The following is a 21,790-nucleotide window of genomic DNA, read 5'->3' on the forward strand; positions in this document are numbered from 1 at the left end:
GAGGGCTTGCGGTCTTTATCTGCCTGTGCCTGACACCGCAATCAATGCTTACGGCTGGCTATTTTTAGGTCGCTTTGTGTTTTTTGTTTAGATGCAACGCTTTTGAGAAGTAGTACTTTTGGCTTTTTGAGCAGTTAGTTCATTAGATTCAAAAGCTGTCAAAGGATACGAAATAGAAATAATCCTGCACATGTTACAGATTATTGAAGATTAGGGGAGGTAAGATAATATGGAAATAACTTTTTATCCTTTAACGGATGCTCAAAAACGAATTTGGTATACAGAAAAATTTTATCCTCATACGAGTATTTCAAATCTTGCGGGGATTGGTAAGCTGGTTTCAACTGAAAAAATTGACTGGAAGCTTGTGGAGCAAGCGATTCAAGAGTTTGTCCGCAGAAATGACGCAATGCGCCTTCGTTTGCGTCTCGATGAAAATGGAGAGCCCGTTCAATATATAAGCGAGTATCGGCCTGTTGATATAAAACATACTGACACCACCGGAGATCCGAATGCGATAGAATCTATTTCACAATGGGGCCGGGAGGAAACGAAAAAACCTCTGCCTCTGTACGATTGTGATTTATTCCGTTTTTCCCTGTTTACCATCAAAGAAAATGAAGTATGGTTTTACGCAAATGTTCATCATGTGATTTCTGACGGGATCTCCATGAACATCCTCGGAAACGCCATTATGCACATTTACTTGGAATTAGCAGGCGGATCAGAAACAAAAAAAGGAATCTCGCATTCATTTATCGATCATGTTTTGTCTGAACAGGACTATGCTCAATCGAAGCGGTTTGAAAAAGATAAAGCGTTCTGGAACAAGCAATTCGAAAAGGTGCCTGAACTCGTTTCCCTGAAACGGAATGCTCCTGCAGGCGGAAGTTTAGATGCTGAGAGATTCTCTCAAGATGTGCCTGAGGCGCTGCATCAGCAAATTTTATCCTTTTGTGAGGAGCACAAGGTCAGCGTTTTATCGGTATTTCAATCGGTGCTTGCAGCCTATTTGTACAGAGTCAGCGGCCAGAATGATGTGGTTACAGGAACATTTATGGGCAACCGGACAAATGCGAAAGAGAAGCAGATGCTCGGCATGTTTGTTTCTACGGTTCCGCTTCGGGCAAACATTGACGGCGGACAGGCGTTTTTTGATTTTGTTAAAGACCGGATGAAGGATTTAATGAAAACTCTTCGCCATCAAAAGTACCCGTATAATCTTCTCATCAATGATCTTCGTGAAACAAAAAGCTCTGTGACAAAGCTGTTTACGGTTTCTCTTGAGTATCAGGTGATGCAGTGGCAGAAAGAAGAAAATCTTGCCTTTTTAACTGAGCCCATTTTCAGCGGAAGCGGATTAAATGATGTTTCGATTCATGTGAAGGATCGATGGGATACTGGGAAACTTACAATTGACTTTGACTACCGTACTGATTTAATGACGCGCGAAGAAATCAAAATTGTTTGTGAACGCATGATGACATTGCTTGAGAACGCACTTACGCACCCGAATCATACGATTGATGAATTGACGCTGATTTCTGAGGCGGAGAAAGAGCGGCTGCTATTGCGGGCTGGCGGTGAACCGGTCAATTACCGCAAGAACATGACGATTCCGGCGCTGTTTCAAGAAAAGGCTGAATCGCTTGCTGATCAGCCCGCGGTTGTGTTTGAAAATCGAGCATTGTCCTATCGAACGTTACATGAACAATCATCACGTATTGCCAGTGTGCTGAAAGAGAAGGGTGTCCGTGCAGACAGCCCGGTTGCCGTTTTGCTCGAACGCTCTGAACGAATGATCACGGCCATTATGGGGATTTTAAAAGCCGGCGGAGCCTATGTGCCGATTGACCCCGAGTTTCCGGCAGAGCGCATCCAATTTATTTTGGAGGACTGCGGTGCGGATTTCGTCTTGACTGAATCGAAGGTTGCGTCTCCAAGTGCATCTGCTGAGCTTATTGACTTTGATCAGGCGATTGCAGGCGGTACAGATGCTATTTCGGATGTCAATCTGAACGCTGGTGATCTTGCCTACATTATTTATACGTCGGGAACAACCGGACGTCCAAAAGGAGTGATGATCGAGCATCGCCAGGTTCATCATTTGGTTGAATCTCTGCAGCAGACCATTTATCAGAGTGAGAGTCAGACCCTGCGGATGGCATTGCTTGCGCCGTTCCACTTTGATGCGTCAGTGAAACAGATTTTCGCGTCGCTCCTTTTGGGACAGACCCTTTATATTGTACCGAAGAACACGGTGACGAATGGCGCTGCTCTTGCTGAGTATTACCGCAGATACGGGATTGAGGCGACGGACGGAACACCGGCCCATCTGCAAATGCTGATTGCTGCGGGAGATTTGACTGGTCTTAAGCTCAAACACTTACTGATTGGCGGGGAAGGTCTTTCTTCTGTTGTGGCGGACAAGCTTCTGACATTGTTCAAAGAAGCGGGTGCCGTTCCTCGTTTGACCAATGTGTACGGGCCGACTGAAACGTGTGTGGATGCTTCCGTTCATCCGGTCCACCCGGACAGTTCAGTTCAATCAGCGTATGTGCCAATCGGTAAAGCACTTGGGAATAACCGCTTGTATATTTTGGATCAAAAAGGCCGTCTGCAGCCGGAAGGCGTGGCGGGCGAGCTTTATATCGCGGGTGACGGTGTAGGACGAGGCTACTTAAACCTTCCGGAATTGACAGCTGAGAAATTTTCACAAGACCCGTTTGTGCCCGGTGACAGCATGTATCGTACCGGAGATGTGGTGCGCTGGCTTCCAGATGGAACGATCGAATATTTAGGAAGAGAAGATGATCAGGTCAAAGTTCGCGGATACCGCATTGAGCTTGGAGAAATTGAAGCCGTGCTTCAGCAGGCGCCTGATGTTGCCAAAGCTGTCGTCTTGGCGAGGCCTGACGACCAAGGGAATCTTGAGGTTTGTGCGTATGTTGTGCAAAAGGGGGGAAGCGAATTTGCTCCAGCACGTTTGCGGGAACACGCGGCAAAACAGCTTCCTGACTATATGGTGCCGGCTTACATCACAGAAATCACAGAAATCCCGCTCACACCAAGCGGTAAAGTTGACCGCCGCAAGCTGTTTGCGCTTGAGGTAAAAGCGGTAAGCGGAACAGCTTATACCGCACCTCGAAACGAAATGGAAAAAGCAATCGCTGAGATTTGGCAGGATGTGCTGAACGTTGAGAAAGCCGGGGTCTTTGACAATTTCTTTGAAACGGGCGGTCATTCATTGAAGGCCATGACGCTTTTAACAAAGATTCATAAGGAGACGGGCGCTGACATCCCGCTGCAATATGTGTTTGAGCATCCGACCATCGCCGCTCTTGCTGAGGCGGCCGAGCGTAAAGAAGGCAGGACGTTTGCGGCAATTGAGCCAGCTGAAAAACAGGAACATTACCCGCTTTCTTTGGCGCAGCAGCGGACGTATATTGTCAGCCAATTCGAAGATGCGGGAGTCGGATATAACATGCCGGCGGCAGCTATTTTAGAGGGGCCTTTAGACATTCTAAAACTGGAACGCGCATTTGACGGATTAATCAGCCGCCACGAGTCGCTGAGGACGTCATTTGTGCTTGAAGGCAGTACGCCGAGACAGCAAATTCATGACAGTGTTCAGTTCAACATCGAGATGATTGAAAGAAGCGGCCGCTCAAATGAGGAGGTTATGACTTCTTTTGTCCGCCGGTTTGACTTATCGAAAGCGCCGCTGTTGAGAATCGGATTGATGGAGCTTGAAGAAAACCGTCATATGCTTCTGTTTGATATGCACCATTTGATTTCTGACGGTGTTTCCATCGGCATTATTTTGGAGGAACTGGCACAGATTTACCGCGGTGAACAGCTTCCTGAGCTCCGTCTTCAGTATAAAGATTACGCCGTCTGGCAAAGCGCGCGGGCTGCTGAGGGATACCAGGAGGATCAGGCGTATTGGAAGGAAGCCTTTGCGGGTGAGCTTCCAGTGCTTCAGCTTCTATCCGATTATCCGAGACCGCCTGTCCAAAGCTTTGAAGGAGACCGGGTTTCCATCAAGCTGGATGCGGAGTTAAAGAATCGCCTGTATCGTTTAGCTGAAAAAAATGGAGCCACACTTTATATGGTCATGCTGTCAGCCTACTATACGCTCCTGTCTAAATATACCGGGCAGGATGACATCATTGTCGGCACTCCTTCAGCGGGCAGACATCATTCTGATACAGAGGGCATTGTCGGCATGTTCGTCAATACGCTCGCGATTCGCAGCGAGGTGAAGCAGGATGAGACCTTTAACAGCCTGCTCACACGTGTGCGCCAGCAGGTCCTGAATGCTTTTTCTCATCAGGATTATCCATTTGAATGGCTTGTTGAAGACCTGAATATACCGCGTGATATCAGCAGGCATCCATTGTTTGACACGATGTTCAGTCTCCAAAACGCAACGGCGGGCATTCCGGCTGTCGGCGATTTGACATTGTCGATTCATGAGACCAATTTCAACATTGCCAAATTTGATGTAACGGTTCAGGCAAGAGAAACGGACCAAGGCATTGATCTTGATTTAGACTACAGCACCAAACTGTTTAAACGAAGCACGGCAGACAGGCTGCTCACGCATTTTGCGCGGTTGCTTGAAGATGTAGCGGCTGAGCCTGAGAAACCAATTTCTGAATACAATCTTCTTTCTGAACAGGAAGCCGCTTCACAAGTTCAGCAGTTTAACCCGGAAAGAACGCCTTATCCGAAAGACAAAACGATTGTTCAGCTGTTTGAGGAGCAGGCTGCCAAAACGCCGGATCGTCCGGCACTTCAATATGAAGGACAATCGCTCACATATCGTGAGCTGAATGAACGGGCCAACCGTTTAGCGCGCGGCATTCTTTCAATGGGAGCAGGCGAAAGCAGGACAGCGGCCGTCCTATGTGAACGGTCAATGGATATGATTGTGTCAATCCTGGCGGTATTAAAATCCGGTTCGGCTTATGTACCGATTGATCCGGAACACCCGATTCAGCGGATGCAGCATTTCTTCCAAGACAGCGGAGCGAAAGTGCTTCTCACCCAGAAGAAATTAAAGGCGTTAGCGGAAAAAGCGGAATTCGAAGGCGTCATCGTGCTCGCTGATGAGGATGATAGCTATCACGGCGATGCGCAAAACCTCGCTCTGCCGTTTGATTCGGCGGCTATGGCCAACCTGACATATACATCCGGTACGACAGGAACGCCAAAGGGGAATATCGTGACACATGCCAATATTATGCGCACGGTTAAGCAGACGAATTATCTCAGCATTACGGAACAGGATACGATACTCGGCCTCTCAAACTATGTATTTGACGCATTTATGTTTGATGTGTTCGGTTCTCTTTTAAACGGCGCGAAGCTTGTCATCGTTCCGAAAGAAACAGTTCTGGACATGGCTCGTCTTTCTCGTGTCATTGAGCGGGAGAACATCAGCATTCTCATGATCACGACAGCTCTGTTCCACCTTCTTGTGGACTTGAATCCGACATGCTTGTCGACTTTGCGCAAGATTATGTTCGGAGGAGAACGGGCTTCTGTAGATCATGTGAAAAAAGCGCTGCAGACCGTTGGAAAAGGCAAGCTGCTTCACATGTACGGCCCATCTGAAAGCACGGTTTTCGCGACGTATCATCCAGTTGATGAATTGGATGAGCACACGATGTCCGTTCCGATTGGAAAACCGGTCAGCAATACGGAAGTATACATTCTTGACCGCGCGGGACATGTTCAGCCTGCCGGCATCGCCGGAGAACTGTGTGTCAGCGGGGAAGGCCTCGTGAAAGGCTATTACAACCGACCTGAACTGACTGAGGAGAAATTTGTGCCGCATCCGTTTAAAAAAGGCGAACGCATGTATAAAACAGGTGACTTGGCAAGATGGCTGCCGAATGGCGATATCGAATTTATCGGAAGGATCGACCACCAGGTGAAAATCCGCGGACAGCGCATTGAGCTCGGAGAAATTGAGCACCAGCTGCAAAGCCACGATCGTGTGCAGGAGAGCGTTGTGCTTGCTGTCGATCAAGGTGCGGGAGACAAACTGCTTTGCGCGTATTTTGTCGGACAGGGTGAGATTACAGCGCAAGAGCTGAGAGAGCATACGGCAAAGGATCTGCCGGCTTACATGATTCCTGCGGTATTTATCCAAATGGACGAGCTGCCTCTGACCGGAAACGGAAAAATCGACCGTCGGGCGCTTCCGCTTCCTGACGCCAACATCTCAAATGGTGTTTCATATGTTGCGCCGCGCAATGAAATAGAACAAAAAGTCGCAGACATTTGGGCACAGGTGCTTCAGGTTGAACAGATCGGCATCTATGACCAATTCTTTGATATCGGCGGACACTCGTTAGCGGGCATGAAGATGCTTGCCGTGATTCATCAGGAACTGGGCGCCGAGCTTTCTCTGAAGGATCTTTTCCAATCACCGACTGTTGAAAGCTTAGCGCAGGCTATTGCCGCCGCTGAAAAAGGAACAGCGATCAGTATCAGACCGGCAAAGAAACAAGAGACTTATCCTGTTTCTTCTCCGCAAAAACGGATGTACGTGCTTCAGCAGCTTGAAGGAGCGGACACAAGCTACAACATGCCATCGGTTCTGCGTCTGAAGGGTCATTTGGACGTTGAAAGGCTCAAATGCGTAATGAATCAGTTAATGGAGCGCCATGAAGCCTTCAGAACAACCTTTGAAATAAAAGACGGAGAAACGGTGCAGCGAATCTGGGATGAAGCAGCGTTTGATATGGCATATTTCGAAGCTCCAGAAGAAGAGACCGAGCGGATCGTTTCTGAGTTTATCCGTCCGTTCACACTCGACCGGCTGCCGCTGTTCAGAATGGGGCTGATCAAGCTTTCAGAAACTGAGCATCTGCTGCTGTTTGATATGCACCATATTATTTCCGACGGAGCGTCTGTCGGCGTGCTGATTGATGAACTCTCGAAGCTGTACGACGGAGAAAGCCTTGAGCCGCTTCATATTCAATATAAGGATTATGCCGTGTGGCAGCAGCAGTTTATTCAGTCCGAGCTGTACCGGAAGCAAGAGGAGCATTGGCTGAAGGAGCTTGAAGGAGAGCTGCCGGTGCTGACTCTTCCAACTGATTACAGCCGTCCTGCGGTTCAAACGTTTGAGGGAGACAGGATTGCATTTTCATTAGATGCAAGAAAAGCAGATGCTCTTCGCAAGCTTGCGAAGGAAACGGATTCCACATTGTATATGGTTCTTCTGGCATCTTACAGTGCGTTTTTATCAAAATTGAGCGGGCAAAACGATATCATTGTTGGCTCGCCGGTAGCCGGACGCTCTCAAGCAGACATCAGCCGCGTCATCGGCATGTTTGTCAATACGCTGGCGCTGCGCACGTATCCGAAGGGCGATAAGACGTTTGCGGATTATCTTGGCGAAGTGAAAGAAACAGCACTTAGCGCATTTGAAGCGCAGGATTACCCGCTTGAAGACCTGATCGGAAAAGTTCAGGTTCACCGTGACACAAGCAGAAACCCTTTATTTGACGCAGTATTTTCTATGCAAAATGCGAACATTAAAGATTTAACGATGAAAGGGGGCGAGCTTGAACCGCATCCGTTTGAGCGGAAAACGGCCAAGTTTGATATCACGCTGACAGCTGACGAAACCGGCGAGGGGCTCACATTTGTTCTTGAATACAATACGGCGCTGTTTACACCGGAAACGATTGAACGATGGAAGCAATACTGGATTCAGCTTTTAGGAGCAGTAACAGAAAATCCAAACCAGCCGCTTTCCAGCCTGTCACTCGTCAACGAAACAGAAAAACAAACGCTTCTGGAGGCATGGAGAGGGAAAACACTGCCTGTGCCGACAGACAAAACGGTTCATCAGCTGTTTGAAGAAACGGCTCAGCGCCACAAAGACCAACCGGCTGTTACGTATAACGGGCAGTCATGGACGTACGGCGAGCTGAATGCGAAGGCGAACCGTCTGGCGCGGATTCTGATCGACTGCGGCATCGGCGCGGATGAGCGCGTCGGCATTCTCACAAAGCCGTCGCTTGAAATGTCCGCTGCGGTGCTCGGCGTCTTAAAGGCAGGAGCGGCATTTGTGCCGATTGATCCTGACTATCCGGATCAGCGGATTGAATATATCCTACAGGACAGCGGCGCGACGCTTCTCTTGAAACAGGAAGGCATCACAGTGCCGGACAGCTACACGGGCGAGGTCATTCTTCTTGACGGCAACCGCACGATCCTGCCGCTTGATGAAAACGATGAGGAAAATCCGCAGACCGACACAACCGCGGATCACCTTGCTTATATGATTTATACGTCAGGAACGACCGGACAGCCGAAGGGTGTTATGATCGAGCACCATGCGCTTGTGAACCTGTGCTTCTGGCATCATGACGCGTTCGGCATGACGGCGGAGGACCGCAGTGCGAAGTACGCGGGCTTCGGGTTCGACGCTTCTATTTGGGAGATGTTCCCGACCTGGACGATCGGCGCTGAGCTTCACGTCATTGATGAAGCGATTCGCCTTGATATCACCCGCCTGAATGATTATTTCGAAACGCATAACGTCACAATCACGTTCCTGCCGACGCAGCTGGCGGAACAGTTCATGGAGCTTGAGAACACATCACTTCGCGTCCTCTTGACCGGAGGAGACAAGCTGAAGCGCGCAGTGAAAAAGCCGTACAAGCTCATCAACAACTACGGGCCGACCGAAAACACTGTCGTTGCGACGAGCACAGAAATCAATCCGGAGGAAGGCTCGCTTTCCATCGGGCGCGCGATCGCCAATACGAGAGTGTACATTCTCAGCGAAAGCCATCAGGTTCAGCCGGAGGGCGTGGCCGGAGAGCTTTGTGTGGCGGGACGCGGACTGGCGCGCGGCTATCTGAACAGGGAAGACGAAACCGCGAAGCGGTTTGTCCCCGATCCGTTCGTGCCGGATGAACGCATGTACAAAACAGGCGATTTGGTGAAATGGACGAACGGCGGCATCGAATACATCGGCCGGATCGACCAGCAGGTCAAAGTCCGCGGCTACCGAATCGAGCTGTCAGAAATCGAAGTGCAGCTGGCCCAGCTGTCTGAGGTGCAGGATGCGGCAGTGACAGCTGTAAAAGATAAAGGCGGCAATACAGCGATCGCGGCGTATGTCACACCGGAAACCGTCGACACAGAAGCGCTGAAGTCAGCGCTCAAGGATACCCTGCCGGACTACATGATCCCGGCGTTCTGGGTGACATTAAACGAGCTTCCGGTTACCGCAAACGGCAAAGTAGACCGCAAAGCGCTGCCGGAGCCGGACATCGAAGCAGGGGGCGGAGAATACAAAGCGCCGTCCACTGACATGGAAGAGCTGCTTGCCGGCATTTGGCAGGACGTGCTCGGTATTTCTGAAGTCGGTGTCAGCGACAATTTCTTCTCGCTCGGCGGAGATTCTATTAAAGGAATCCAGATGGCGAGCCGCTTGAACCAGCACGGCTGGAAGCTGGAAATGAAGGATCTCTTCCAGCACCCGACGATTGAAGAACTGACACAATACGTGGAGCGTGCCGAAGGCAAACAGGCAGACCAAGGCCCTGTGGAGGGCGAAGTTATCCTGACGCCGATTCAGCGCTGGTTCTTTGAAAAGAATTTCACGAACAAACACCACTGGAATCAGTCGGTCATGCTTCATTCTGCGAAGGGCTTCGATCCTGAACGGGTTGAAAAGACATTACAGGCACTGATTGAGCATCATGACGCGCTTCGCATGGTCTACCGCGAGGAACAAGGGGAGATCGTTCAATTTAACAAAGGGCTTGATGCTGTCTCTGTTCACTTAGAGATCACCAAACTTGAGGGGCAGGCTATAGATCATGAAGACCGCATAGAGAGAGAGGCGGAGCGTCTGCAAAGCAGCATCAATTTGAAGGAAGGCGGCTTGTTAAAAGCAGGCTTGTTCCAAGCAGAAGACGGAGACCACTTGCTGCTTGTGATTCACCACTTAGTGGTTGACGGTATATCGTGGCGGATTTTACTGGAGGATTTCGCTGCGGTTTATACACAGCTGGAGCAAGGGAACGAGCCGGTTCTTCCGCAGAAAACCCATTCGTTTGCGGAGTATGCAGAGAGATTACAAGACTTCGCAAATTCCAAGGCCTTTTTGAAAGAAAAAGAGTATTGGAAACAGCTTGAAGAACAGACTGTCCCGGTGAAGCTTCCGAAGGACCGCGAATCTAGTGATCAGCGAATGAAACATACAAAGACAATCGAATTTTCGATGACTGCTGAAGAGACAGAACAGCTTACCACCAAGGTGCATGAGGCTTATCACACAGAAATGAATGATATTTTGCTGACGGCATTCGGATTGGCGATGAAGGAGTGGACAGGTCAGGAGCAAGTGAGTGTTCATTTAGAGGGGCATGGACGTGAAGATATAGTAGAAGACCTGACCATTTCCCGGACAGTCGGCTGGTTTACGAGTATGTTCCCGATGGTGCTGGATATGAAGCACGCGGATGATCTGGCTTATCAGCTGAAGCAAATGAAAGAAGACATCAGACATATCCCGAATAAGGGAGTGGGCTACGGCATTTTGCGCTATTTGACGGCGCCGGAGCATAAAGAAGATGTGGCGTTCTCCATTCAGCCGGATGTCAGCTTTAACTATTTAGGTCAGTTCGATGAAATGTCGGATGCAGGTTTATTCACGAGATCAGAGCTGCCGTCAGGACAGTCATTAAGCCCGGAAACGGAAAAACCGAACGCGCTTGATGTTGTCGGATATATTGAAAACGGAAAACTGACGATGTCACTGGCCTATCACTCTCTCGAATTTCATGAAAAAACGATACAGACATTCAGTGACAGCTTTAAGGCCCATCTTCATAGAATCATTGAACATTGCCTATCTCAAGATGGCACGGAACTGACGCCGAGTGACCTTGGCGACGACGATTTGACGCTGGATGAGCTTGATAAATTAATGGAAATTTTTTAATAGAGGTGGCATATGAGCAAAAAATCGATTCAAAAGGTGTATGCACTTACACCGATGCAGGAAGGAATGCTGTATCATGCGATGCTTGATCCGCATTCTTCCTCTTACTTCACACAATTAGAGCTTGGCATTCAAGGTGTTTTTGATCTGGAAATCTTTGAGAAAAGCGTCAATGAACTGATCCGGTCATACGATATTCTCCGTACGGTATTTGTGCACCAGCAGCTGCAAAAGCCGCGTCAGGTTGTGTTAGCGGAACGCAAGACAAAGGTGCACTATGAAGATATCAGTCATGCAGACGAAGATCGCCAGAAAGACCACATCGAGCGTTACAAACTAGACGTTCAGCGCCAAGGCTTTAACCTGGCCAAAGACATTTTGTTTAAGGTGGCAGTTTTCCGCCTTGATGCAGATCAGCTGTATCTTGTCTGGAGCAATCACCATATTATGATGGACGGCTGGAGCATGGGCGTGCTGATGAAAAGCCTGTTCCAAAACTACGAAGCGCTCAGAGCAGGCCGCACACCTGCAAACGGGCAGGGCAAGCCATATTCCGACTACATTAAGTGGCTTGGAAAACAGGATAATGAAGAAGCGGAAGGCTACTGGAGCGAACGCTTGGCGGATTTTGAACAGCCAAGCGTGCTCCCGGGCCGCTTGCCGGAGAAAAAAGACGAGTATGTGAACAGAGAATACTCATTTACATGGGATGAGGAACTGGTTGCACGCATTCAGCAAACGGCGAACCGCCATCAAGTGACGGGGCCTAACCTGTTTCAGGCGATCTGGGGAATCGTCCTCAGCAAATATAACTTTACGAATGATGTTGTCTTCGGCACGGTCGTATCGGGACGGCCGTCTGAAATCAACGGAATTGAAACAATGGCGGGGCTCTTTATCAATACCATTCCGGTGCGTGTAAAGGTTGATCAGCAGTCTACATTCGCTGATATTTTTACAGACGTTCAGCAGCATGCGGTGGAGGCGGAGCGCTACGATTACGTGCCGCTTTACGAGATTCAAAAACGTTCAGCCTTGGACAGCAGTCTTTTGAACCATCTCGTCGCTTTTGAAAATTATCCGCTTGATCAAGAGCTTGAAAACGGCAGCATGGAAGACAGGCTCGGGTTCTCTATCAAGGTTGAGAGCGCATTTGAACAAACAAGCTTTGATTTCAACCTCATTGTTTACCCGGGTAAAACCTGGACCGTCAAAATCAAATATAACGGCGCTGCATTTGATTCTGCTTTTATTGAACGGGCAGCAGGACATCTCACCCGCATGATGACAGCCGCTGTCGAGCGGCCGGACGCCTTTGTGCGTGAGCACGGGCTTGTGGGAGAAGAAGAGCAGCGGCAAATTGTGGAGACCTTTAACAGCACTTCATCAGAACTCCCTGAAGGAATGGCTGTTCATCAAGTATTTGAAGAACAAGCAAAGCGGACACCGGCAAGTACTGCCCTCGTATGTGAAGGAGCCGAGCTGACATACCGCGAGCTGAACGAAGCGGCGAACCGCCTGGCGAGAAAGCTCATTGGGCAAGGTCTGCAAAAGGGTGAAACAGCAGCCATTATGAATGACCGTTCGGCAGACACTGTTGCCGCCATGCTGGCTGTTTTAAAAGCAGGCGCCGCATATGTGCCGCTTGATCCCGCACTTCCGGAGGATCGGCTCCGTTTCATGGCGGAGGACAGCTCGATTCGGATCGCTTTAGCTGGAGAGGCATATACAAAACAGGCAAATCAGCTGCAAGTACCGGTTCTCCCGCTGGAAGGTGTCTTTGAAGGGAATGAAACGGCAGACAATCTGAATCTGCCCGCCGATCCGTCTGACCTGGCTTACATCATGTACACGTCAGGTTCGACCGGAAAACCGAAAGGCGTCATGATCGAACATAAAAGCATTCTGCGTCTCGTTAAAAATGCAGGATACGTTCCTGTTCATGAAGAAGACCGCATGGCGCAAACGGGAGCTGTCAGCTTTGATGCCGGTACATTTGAGGTCTTTGGCGCGCTGCTGAACGGCGCTGCGCTTTATCCGGTGAAAAAAGAGACACTGCTTGACGCGACACGGTTTTCAGCGTTCCTCCGTGAACAGAGAATTACGACGATGTGGCTGACCTCGCCATTATTCAACCAGCTTGCTGCAAAGGATGCCGGCATGTTCGGCACACTGCGCCATTTAATCATCGGCGGAGACGCGCTCGTGCCGCATATTGTAAGTAAAGTGAAACAGGCATCGCCGTCGCTTTCTCTGTGGAACGGGTACGGCCCGACAGAAAATACGACATTCTCTACAAGCTTTTTGATTGATCGCGAGTACAGCGGTTCAATTCCAATCGGGAAGCCAATCGGAAATTCCACTGCATACATCATGGATGAGCAGCAGCGCCTGCAGCCGATCGGAGCGCCCGGTGAACTGTGTGTCGGGGGAAGCGGCGTGGCACGGGGCTACGTCAACCTCCCAGAGCTGACGAAGAAGCAATTTCTCGAAGATCCATTCAGACCGGGTGAAAAAATGTATCGAACTGGCGACTTGGCGAGATGGCTTCCGGACGGGAATATCGAGTTTTTAGGAAGAATTGATAACCAGGTGAAGGTGCGCGGGTTCCGGATTGAGCTTGGGGAGATCGAAAACAAATTGAACATGGCCGAACATGTGACAGAGGCTGCCGTGATCATTCGCAAAAACAAAGCGGATGAAAATGAAATCTGCGCGTACTTTACAGCGGATCGCGAAGTGTCTGTGAGCGGGCTGAGAAAAACGCTGTCTCAATCATTGCCTGACTATATGGTTCCTGCCCATTTGATCCAGATGGACAGCCTGCCGCTTACACCAAACGGAAAAATCAATAAAAAAGAACTGCCTGCGCCTCAATCAGACGCTGTGCAGTCTGAATATGCAGCACCCAAAACAGAGAGTGAAAAGAAATTAGCCGAGATTTGGGAAGGGATACTCGGCGTTAAAGCAGGCGTTACAGATAACTTCTTTATGATCGGCGGACATTCTCTGAAGGCCATGATGATGACTGCGAAAATTCAAGAGCATTTCCACAAGGAAGTACCGATTAAAGTGCTTTTTGAAAAGCCGACCATTCAAGAACTGGCACTGTATTTGGAAGAGAGCGAAAGCAAGGAGGAGCAGACGTTTGAACCGATCAGGCAAGCACCTTATCAGCAGCATTATCCTGTTTCCCCGGCCCAGCGGAGAATGTACATCCTCAATCAGCTTGGACAAGCAAGCACAAGCTACAACGTCCCTGCTGTACTTTTGCTGGAGGGAGAAGTAAACAAAGACCGGCTTGAACATGCGATTCAGCAATTAATCAGCCGGCACGAAATTCTCCGTACGTCGTTTGACATGATAGACGGAGAAGTCGTACAGACCGTTCATAAAAACATATCGTTCCAGCTGGAGGCTGCCAAGGGACGGGAAGAAGACGCGGAAGAGCTGATCAAATCGTTTATTCAGCCGTTTGAGTTAAACCGCGCGCCGCTCGTCCGTTCGAAGCTTGTCCAGCTTGAAGAAGAACGCCATCTGCTGCTCATTGATATGCACCATATCATTACAGACGGCAGCTCGACAGGCATTCTCATCGGCGATCTCGCCAAAATCTATCAAGGCGCAGATCTGGAGCTCCCGCAGATTCACTATAAAGATTACGCTGTCTGGCAAAAAGAACATGCGGATCATCAAAAGGATGAAGCATACTGGCTGGATACGTTTAAAGGCGAGCTGCCGGTTCTTGATCTTCCGGCGGATTTCCCGCGGCCTGCAGAACGGAGCTTTTCCGGGGAGCGCGTCATGTTCGGGCTGGATAAACAAATCACAGCTCAAATCAAATCGCTGCTGTCAGAAACAGACACAACAATGTACATGTTCCTTTTAGCCGCATTTCATGTACTGCTTTCTAAGTACGCGTCACAGGATGACATCATCGTCGGCTCACCGACTGCGGGCAGAACGCATCCTGATCTGCAAGGTGTGCCGGGTATGTTTGTCAACACGGTGGCATTACGGACAGCGCCTGCGGGGGATAAAACCTTTGCACAATTCCTAGACGAAGTCAAAACGGTCAGTCTTCAAGCATTCGAGCACCAAAGCTATCCGCTTGAGGAATTGATTGAAAAGCTGCCGCTCACAAGGGACACAAGCCGTAGCCCGCTGTTCAGCGTTATGTTCAACATGCAGAACATGGAGATTCCTTCTTTGAAATTAGGAGATTTGAAGATTTCTTCCTATTCTATGCTACATCACGTGGCGAAATTTGATCTGTCCTTGGAAGCTGTCGAACGTGAAGAAGAAATCGGTTTAAGCTTTGACTACGCAACTGCCTTATTTAAGGACGAGACAATCCGCCGCTGGAGCAGCCACTTTGTCAATTTGATCAAAGCAGCTGCGGTTAACCCGAACGTACGGCTGTCTGATTTGGAGATTCTTTCACCGGCTGAAACGGCAGCTTTGCTTGAAGAGAAAAAACAAACCACTCATTCTGGCGAAGACACGTTTGTATCACTTTTCGAAAAACAGGTGCAGCAAACACCTGATGATCCAGCTGTCATTTCTGGCGGAAACCAGCTGACCTATCGTGAGCTTGATGAACAGGCGAACCAGCTGGCGCATCATTTACGCGCGCACGGGGCAGGAAGTGAAGACATCGTAGCCGTTGTCATGGATCGTTCAGCTGACCTAATGACAGCTGTTCTTGGGATCATGAAGGCGGGAGCCGCTTTTCTTCCGATTGATCCGGATACGCCTGAGGAACGAATCCGCTATTCATTAGAAGACAGCGGTGCGAGATTTACAGTCGTGAATGAAAGAAATATGACTGCCATAGGGCAATATCAAGGAACCACGATCAATATCGATCAAGCGGATTGGCGGAATGAAAACAAGGAGCGCCCGGAATTGATGTCTGGGCCTCAGAATCTTGCATATATCATTTACACATCCGGCACGACCGGGAAGCCGAAGGGTGTGCAGATTGAGCATCGCAATCTGACAAACTATGTTTCTTGGTTTAGCAAAGAGGCGGGCCTGACAAAAACGGATAAGTCTGTCTTGCTTTCGTCTTACGCATTCGACTTGGGTTATACAAGCATTTTCCCTGTGCTCCAAGCAGGCGGTGAGCTTCACATTGTGCCGAAAGAGACATATACGGCGCCCGATCAGATTGGCCGTTATATCAAGGAGCACGGCATCACGTATATCAAGCTGACACCGTCCCTGTTCCATACGATGGTGAACACGGCCAGCTTTACAAAGGAGCCGCACTTTGAATCCCTGCGCTTGATTGTGTTGGGAGGAGAAAAGATCATTCCGGCTGATGTTTTAGCTTTCAGCAAGGTATATCAGCATACCGAATTTATCAATCACTACGGTCCGACCGAAGCAACGATCGGCGCCATTGCCGGACGGGTTGACCTGACTGAACCTGACACATTCGCGAAACGGCCGACAATCGGACGGCCGATTGCCAATACCGGCGCACTTGTCTTAAATGAGTCATTGAAGCTTGTGCCTCCGGGAGCGAGCGGCCAGCTATATATCACGGGACAGGGGCTTGCCAGAGGATATCTCAGCCGTCCTCAGCTCACATCCGAGAAATTTGTGGAAAACCCGTATGCGCCGTGCAGCCTGATGTACAAGACCGGAGATGTCGTCCGGAGACTGGCTGACGGCACGATTGAATTTATCGGCCGGGCTGATGATCAGGTGAAAATCCGCGGCTACCGCATAGAGCCGAAAGAAATTGAAACGGTCATGCTCAGCCTCAGCGAAGTTCAGGAAGCGGTTGTGCTTGCGGTTTCTGAGGGCGGGCTTCAGGAGCTTTGCGCGTATTATACGGCGGATCAAGCCATTGAAAAAGCAGAGCTCCGGAAACAGCTTTCACAAATACTGCCGTCTCATATGATCCCTGCCTTCTTTGTGCAGGTGGACGCTATCCCGCTCACGGCAAATGGGAAAACCGACAGAAACGCATTGCCGAAGCCGAATGCAGCGCAATCCGGATATGAAGCGTCAGCTGCTCCGGAAACAGCGCTTGAAGAAAGCCTTTGCCGCATCTGGCAGAAAACACTTGGCATTGAAGCGATCGGAATCGATGACAACTTCTTCGATTTAGGCGGCCATTCACTAAAAGGAATGATGCTCATCGCCAATATACAGGCAGAATTGGAGAAAACCGTGCCGCTTAAAGCGCTGTTCGAGCAGCCGACTGTACGCCAGCTGGCGGCTTATATGGAGGAATCGGCAGCATCAGGCGGCTATCACATGCTGAAGCCGGCTGACAAACAGGATGTGTATCCATTGTCATCCGCGCAGAAACGGATGTACGTGCTCAATCAGCTTGACCGGCAGACGATCAGCTATAATATGCCATCGGTTCTTCTTATGGAAGGCGAGCTTCATATTTCGCGCCTGCGGGAATCACTCAACCAGCTCGTAAACCGTCATGAATCATTGCGCACGTCATTTACGGAAGCAGACGGAGAGCCTGTCCAGCGCATTGTTGAGGAGGCTTCAATTGATCTTCACGTGTTTGATGCAGAAGAGGGCGAGGCGGAACAGAAGATTAAAGAATTTATCCGGCCATTCGACTTAAGCGGCGCTCCGCTCATTCGCGCGGCATTACTCCGAATCGCAGACCAAAAACATCTGCTTCTATTGGATATGCATCATATTATCGCGGATGGTGTATCAAGAGGTATTTTCGTTAAAGAATTGGCACTGCTTTATAAAGGCGAACAGCTTCCGGAGCCGAAGCTTCATTACAAGGATTTCGCTGTTTGGCAAAATGAAGCCGGACAGAAAGAACGGATGAAGGAGCATGAGCAATACTGGCTATCAGTTCTCTCAGGCGAACTGCCGGAGCTTGACCTTCCGCTTGATTACACCCGACCGCCTGTTCAAAGCTTTGAAGGGGATACTGTCCGTTTCCGCGCGGGAAGCGGGACGGCAAAGGCGATTGAAAAACTGCTCGCAGAAACGGGAACGACTTTGCATATGGTGCTTCACACCGTCTTCCATGTCTTTTTAAGCAAAATCTCCGGACAGCGGGATATCGTGATCGGCTCGGTTACAGCAGGCCGCACGAATGCCGACGTGCAAAACATGCCGGGGATGTTCGTCAATACGCTTGCACTGAGAATGGAAGCAGGAGAAAAGCAGACATTTGCAGAGCTTCTGGAGCAAGCGAAGGAGACAAATCTGTCAGCACTTGAGCATCAGGAGTATCCGTTTGAAGACTTGGTCAACCAGTTAGACCTCCCTCGGGATATGAGCCGGAATCCTTTGTTTAATGTGATGGTTACGACAGAAAACCCTGATAAAGAACAGCTTAAGCTGCAAGATCTCACGATTTCACCTTATGAGGCACATCAAGGAACATCCAAGTTTGACCTCACATTAGGCGGTTTCGCTGACGAAAACGGCATCGGTCTGCAGCTGGAATATGCGACTGACCTATTCTCAAGAGAAACTGCTGAGCAATGGAGTGAATACGTCCTGCGATTATTGCGGGCTGTGGCGGAAAATCCAAACCAGCCGCTTTCCAGTCTGTCACTCGTCAACGAAACAGAAAAACAAACGCTCTTGGAGGCATGGAAAGGGAAAACACTGCCTGTGCCGACAGACAAAACGGTTCATCAGCTGTTTGAAGAGACGGCTAAGCGCCATAAAGACCAACCGGCTGTTACGTATAACGGGCAATCATGGACGTACGGTGAGCTGAATGCGAAGGCGAACCGTCTGGCGCGGATTTTGATTGACTGCGGCATTAGCGCGGATGAGCGCGTCGGCATTCTCACAAAGCCGTCGCTTGAAATGTCAGCTGCGGTGCTCGGCGTCTTAAAGGCGGGAGCGGCATTTGTGCCGATTGACCCTGACTATCCGGATCAGCGGATTGAATATATCCTACAGGACAGCGGCGCGACGCTTCTCTTGAAACAGGAAGGCATCTCAGTGCCGGACAGCTACACGGGCGAGGTCATTCTTCTTGACGGCAACCGCACAATCCTGAGTCTGCCACTTGATGAAAACGATGAGGAAAATCCGCAGACCGACACAACCGCGGATCACCTTGCTTATATGATTTACACGTCAGGAACGACCGGACAGCCGAAGGGTGTTATGATCGAGCACCATGCGCTTGTGAACCTGTGCTTCTGGCATCATGACGCGTTCGGCATGACGGCGGAGGACCGCAGTGCGAAGTACGCGGGCTTCGGGTTCGACGCTTCCATTTGGGAGATGTTCCCGACCTGGACGATCGGCGCCGAGCTTCACGTCATTGATGAAGCGATTCGCCTTGATATCACCCGCCTGAATGACTATTTCGAAACAAACGGCGTGACGATCACCTTCCTGCCGACGCAGTTGACGGAACAGTTCATGGAGCTAGAAAACACGTCACTCCGCGTGCTCTTGACCGGAGGAGACAAGCTGAAGCGCGCAGTGAAAAAGCCGTACAAGCTCATCAACAACTACGGGCCGACCGAAAACACGGTCGTTGCGACGAGCACAGAAATCAATCCGGAGGAAGGCTCGCTTTCCATCGGGCGCGCGATCGCCAATACGAGAGTGTACATTCTCAGCGAAAGCCATCAGGTTCAGCCGGAGGGCGTGGCCGGAGAGCTTTGTGTGGCGGGACGCGGACTGGCGCGCGGCTATCTGAACAGGGAAGACGAAACCGCGAAGCGGTTTGTCGCCGATCCGTTCGTGCCGGGTGAACGCATGTACAAAACAGGCGATTTGGTGAAATGGACGGGCGGCGGCATCGAATACATCGGCCGGATCGACCAGCAGGTCAAAGTCCGTGGCTACCGAATCGAGCTGTCAGAAATTGAAGTGCAGCTGGCCCAGCTGTCTGAGGTGCAGGATGCGGCAGTGACAGCTGTAAAAGATAAAGGCGGCAATACAGCGATCGCGGCGTATGTCACACCGGAAACCGTCGACACAGAAGCGCTGAAGTCAGCGCTCAAGGATACCCTGCCGGACTACATGATCCCGGCGTTCTGGGTGACATTAAACGAGCTTCCGGTTACCGCAAACGGCAAAGTAGACCGCAAAGCGCTGCCGGAGCCGGACATCGAAGCAGGGGGCGGAGAATACAAAGCGCCGTCCACTGACATGGAAGAGCTGCTTGCCGGCATTTGGCAGGACGTGCTCGGTATTTCTGAAGTCGGTGTCAGCGACAATTTCTTCTCGCTCGGCGGAGATTCTATTAAAGGAATCCAGATGGCGAGCCGCTTGAACCAGCACGGCTGGAAGCTGGAAATGAAGGATCTCTTCCAGCACCCGACGATTGAAGAACTGACACAATACGTGGAGCGTGCCGAAGGCAAACAGGCAGACCAAGGCCCTGTGGAGGGCGAAGTTATCCTGACGCCGATTCAGCGCTGGTTCTTTGAAAAGAATTTCACGAACAAACACCACTGGAATCAGTCGGTCATGCTTCATTCTGCGAAGGGCTTCGATCCTGAACGGGTTGAAAAGACATTACAGGCACTGATTGAGCATCATGACGCGCTTCGCATGGTCTACCGTGAAGAAAACGGCGACATCATTCAAGCGTATAAACGGATAGACGAATGCGAGGTCAGCTTCGAAATCGTTGATCTGTACGGCTCAGATGAAGATATGCTGAAAAGCCAGATTAAGGTTCTCGCTGACAGTCTGCAAAGCAGTCTCGACCTGCAAAACGGTCCGCTTCTGAAAGGGGAGCTGTACCGCACGGAAGCAGGGGATCATCTGCTCATCGCTGTACACCATCTCGTGGTCGACGGCGTATCATGGCGGATTTTACTTGAGGACTTTGCATCAGGCTACGTGCAGGCTGAGAACGAAGAGAAAATCGTCTTCCCGCAAAAAACGAACTCCTTCAAGGATTGGGCGGAAGAATTGGCGGCATTCAGCCAATCAGCACACCTTTTGCAGCAGGCTGAATACTGGGCGCAAATTGACGCTGAAGAGGTTTCTGCTGTACCGAAGGATGATGAAACAGAGGAGCGGGTTGTCAAACATACATCATCCGTCATCTGCGAATTAAATGAAGAAGACACTAAACATCTCTTAACAGATGTTCATCAGCCATATGGAACCGAGATCAATGATATTCTCCTCAGTGCGCTCGGATTAACGATGAAAGAATGGACAGGCGGTGTCAAAATCGGCATCAATCTTGAGGGGCACGGACGGGAAGACATCATCCCGAATGTGAACATCTCCAGAACGGTTGGCTGGTTTACGGCACAATATCCTGTTGTGCTCGACATGTCTGAAACAGATGTCTCAGCGGTCATCAAAGCAGTCAAAGAAAACCTGCGCCGCGTTCCGGACAAAGGTGTCGGATACGGCATTCTCCGCTACTTTACAGAACAAGCGGAAGCGCAAGGCTTCACACCGGAAATCAGCTTTAACTATTTAGGCCAATTCGACAGTGAAGTGAAAACGGATTTCTTTGAACCGTCCGCTTTCGATATGGGACGCCAAGTGAGCGAAGAATCAGAAGCCCTGTACGCTTTAAGCTTCAGCGGCATGATCCGAAACGGACGTTTTGTCCTTTCTTGCTCCTACAATGAGAAGGAATATGAAAGAGCAACGGTCGAAGCACAAATGGAGCGGTTTAAAGAAAATCTCCTCCTGATCATCCGCCATTGTACGGAAAAAGAGGACAAGGAATTCACACCGAGCGACTTCAGTGCGGGAGACCTTGAAATGGATGAGATGGGCGATATCTTTGACATGCTTGAGGAGAATTTGAAATAAAAACGCAAGGGAATTACAGAAGGCGGGAGCGAAACA

2 protein-coding genes are annotated in these 21,790 nt (G+C 50.0%); both read left to right on the forward strand.

All coding sequences use genetic code 11. The features are described from left to right. Window positions 1–229 precede the first annotated feature (229 nt). Entirely contained in the window at window positions 230–10,987 is a 10,758-nt protein-coding gene (srfAA, locus tag NYE43_RS01995; RefSeq protein WP_185848294.1) for a surfactin non-ribosomal peptide synthetase SrfAA, read from the forward strand. Window positions 10,988–10,999: 12 nt separating this feature from the next. Then, on the forward strand, window positions 11,000–21,754 hold the full coding sequence (gene srfAB / locus NYE43_RS02010; protein ID WP_445662050.1) for a surfactin non-ribosomal peptide synthetase SrfAB: 10,755 nt from the start codon (window positions 11,000–11,002) through the stop codon (window positions 21,752–21,754). Window positions 21,755–21,790: the final 36 nt, after the last annotated feature.

It is taken from the genome of Bacillus sp. FSL R5-0434 (genome assembly GCF_038004745.1).
Taxonomy (GTDB): Bacteria; Bacillota; Bacilli; order Bacillales; family Bacillaceae; genus Bacillus; species Bacillus halotolerans.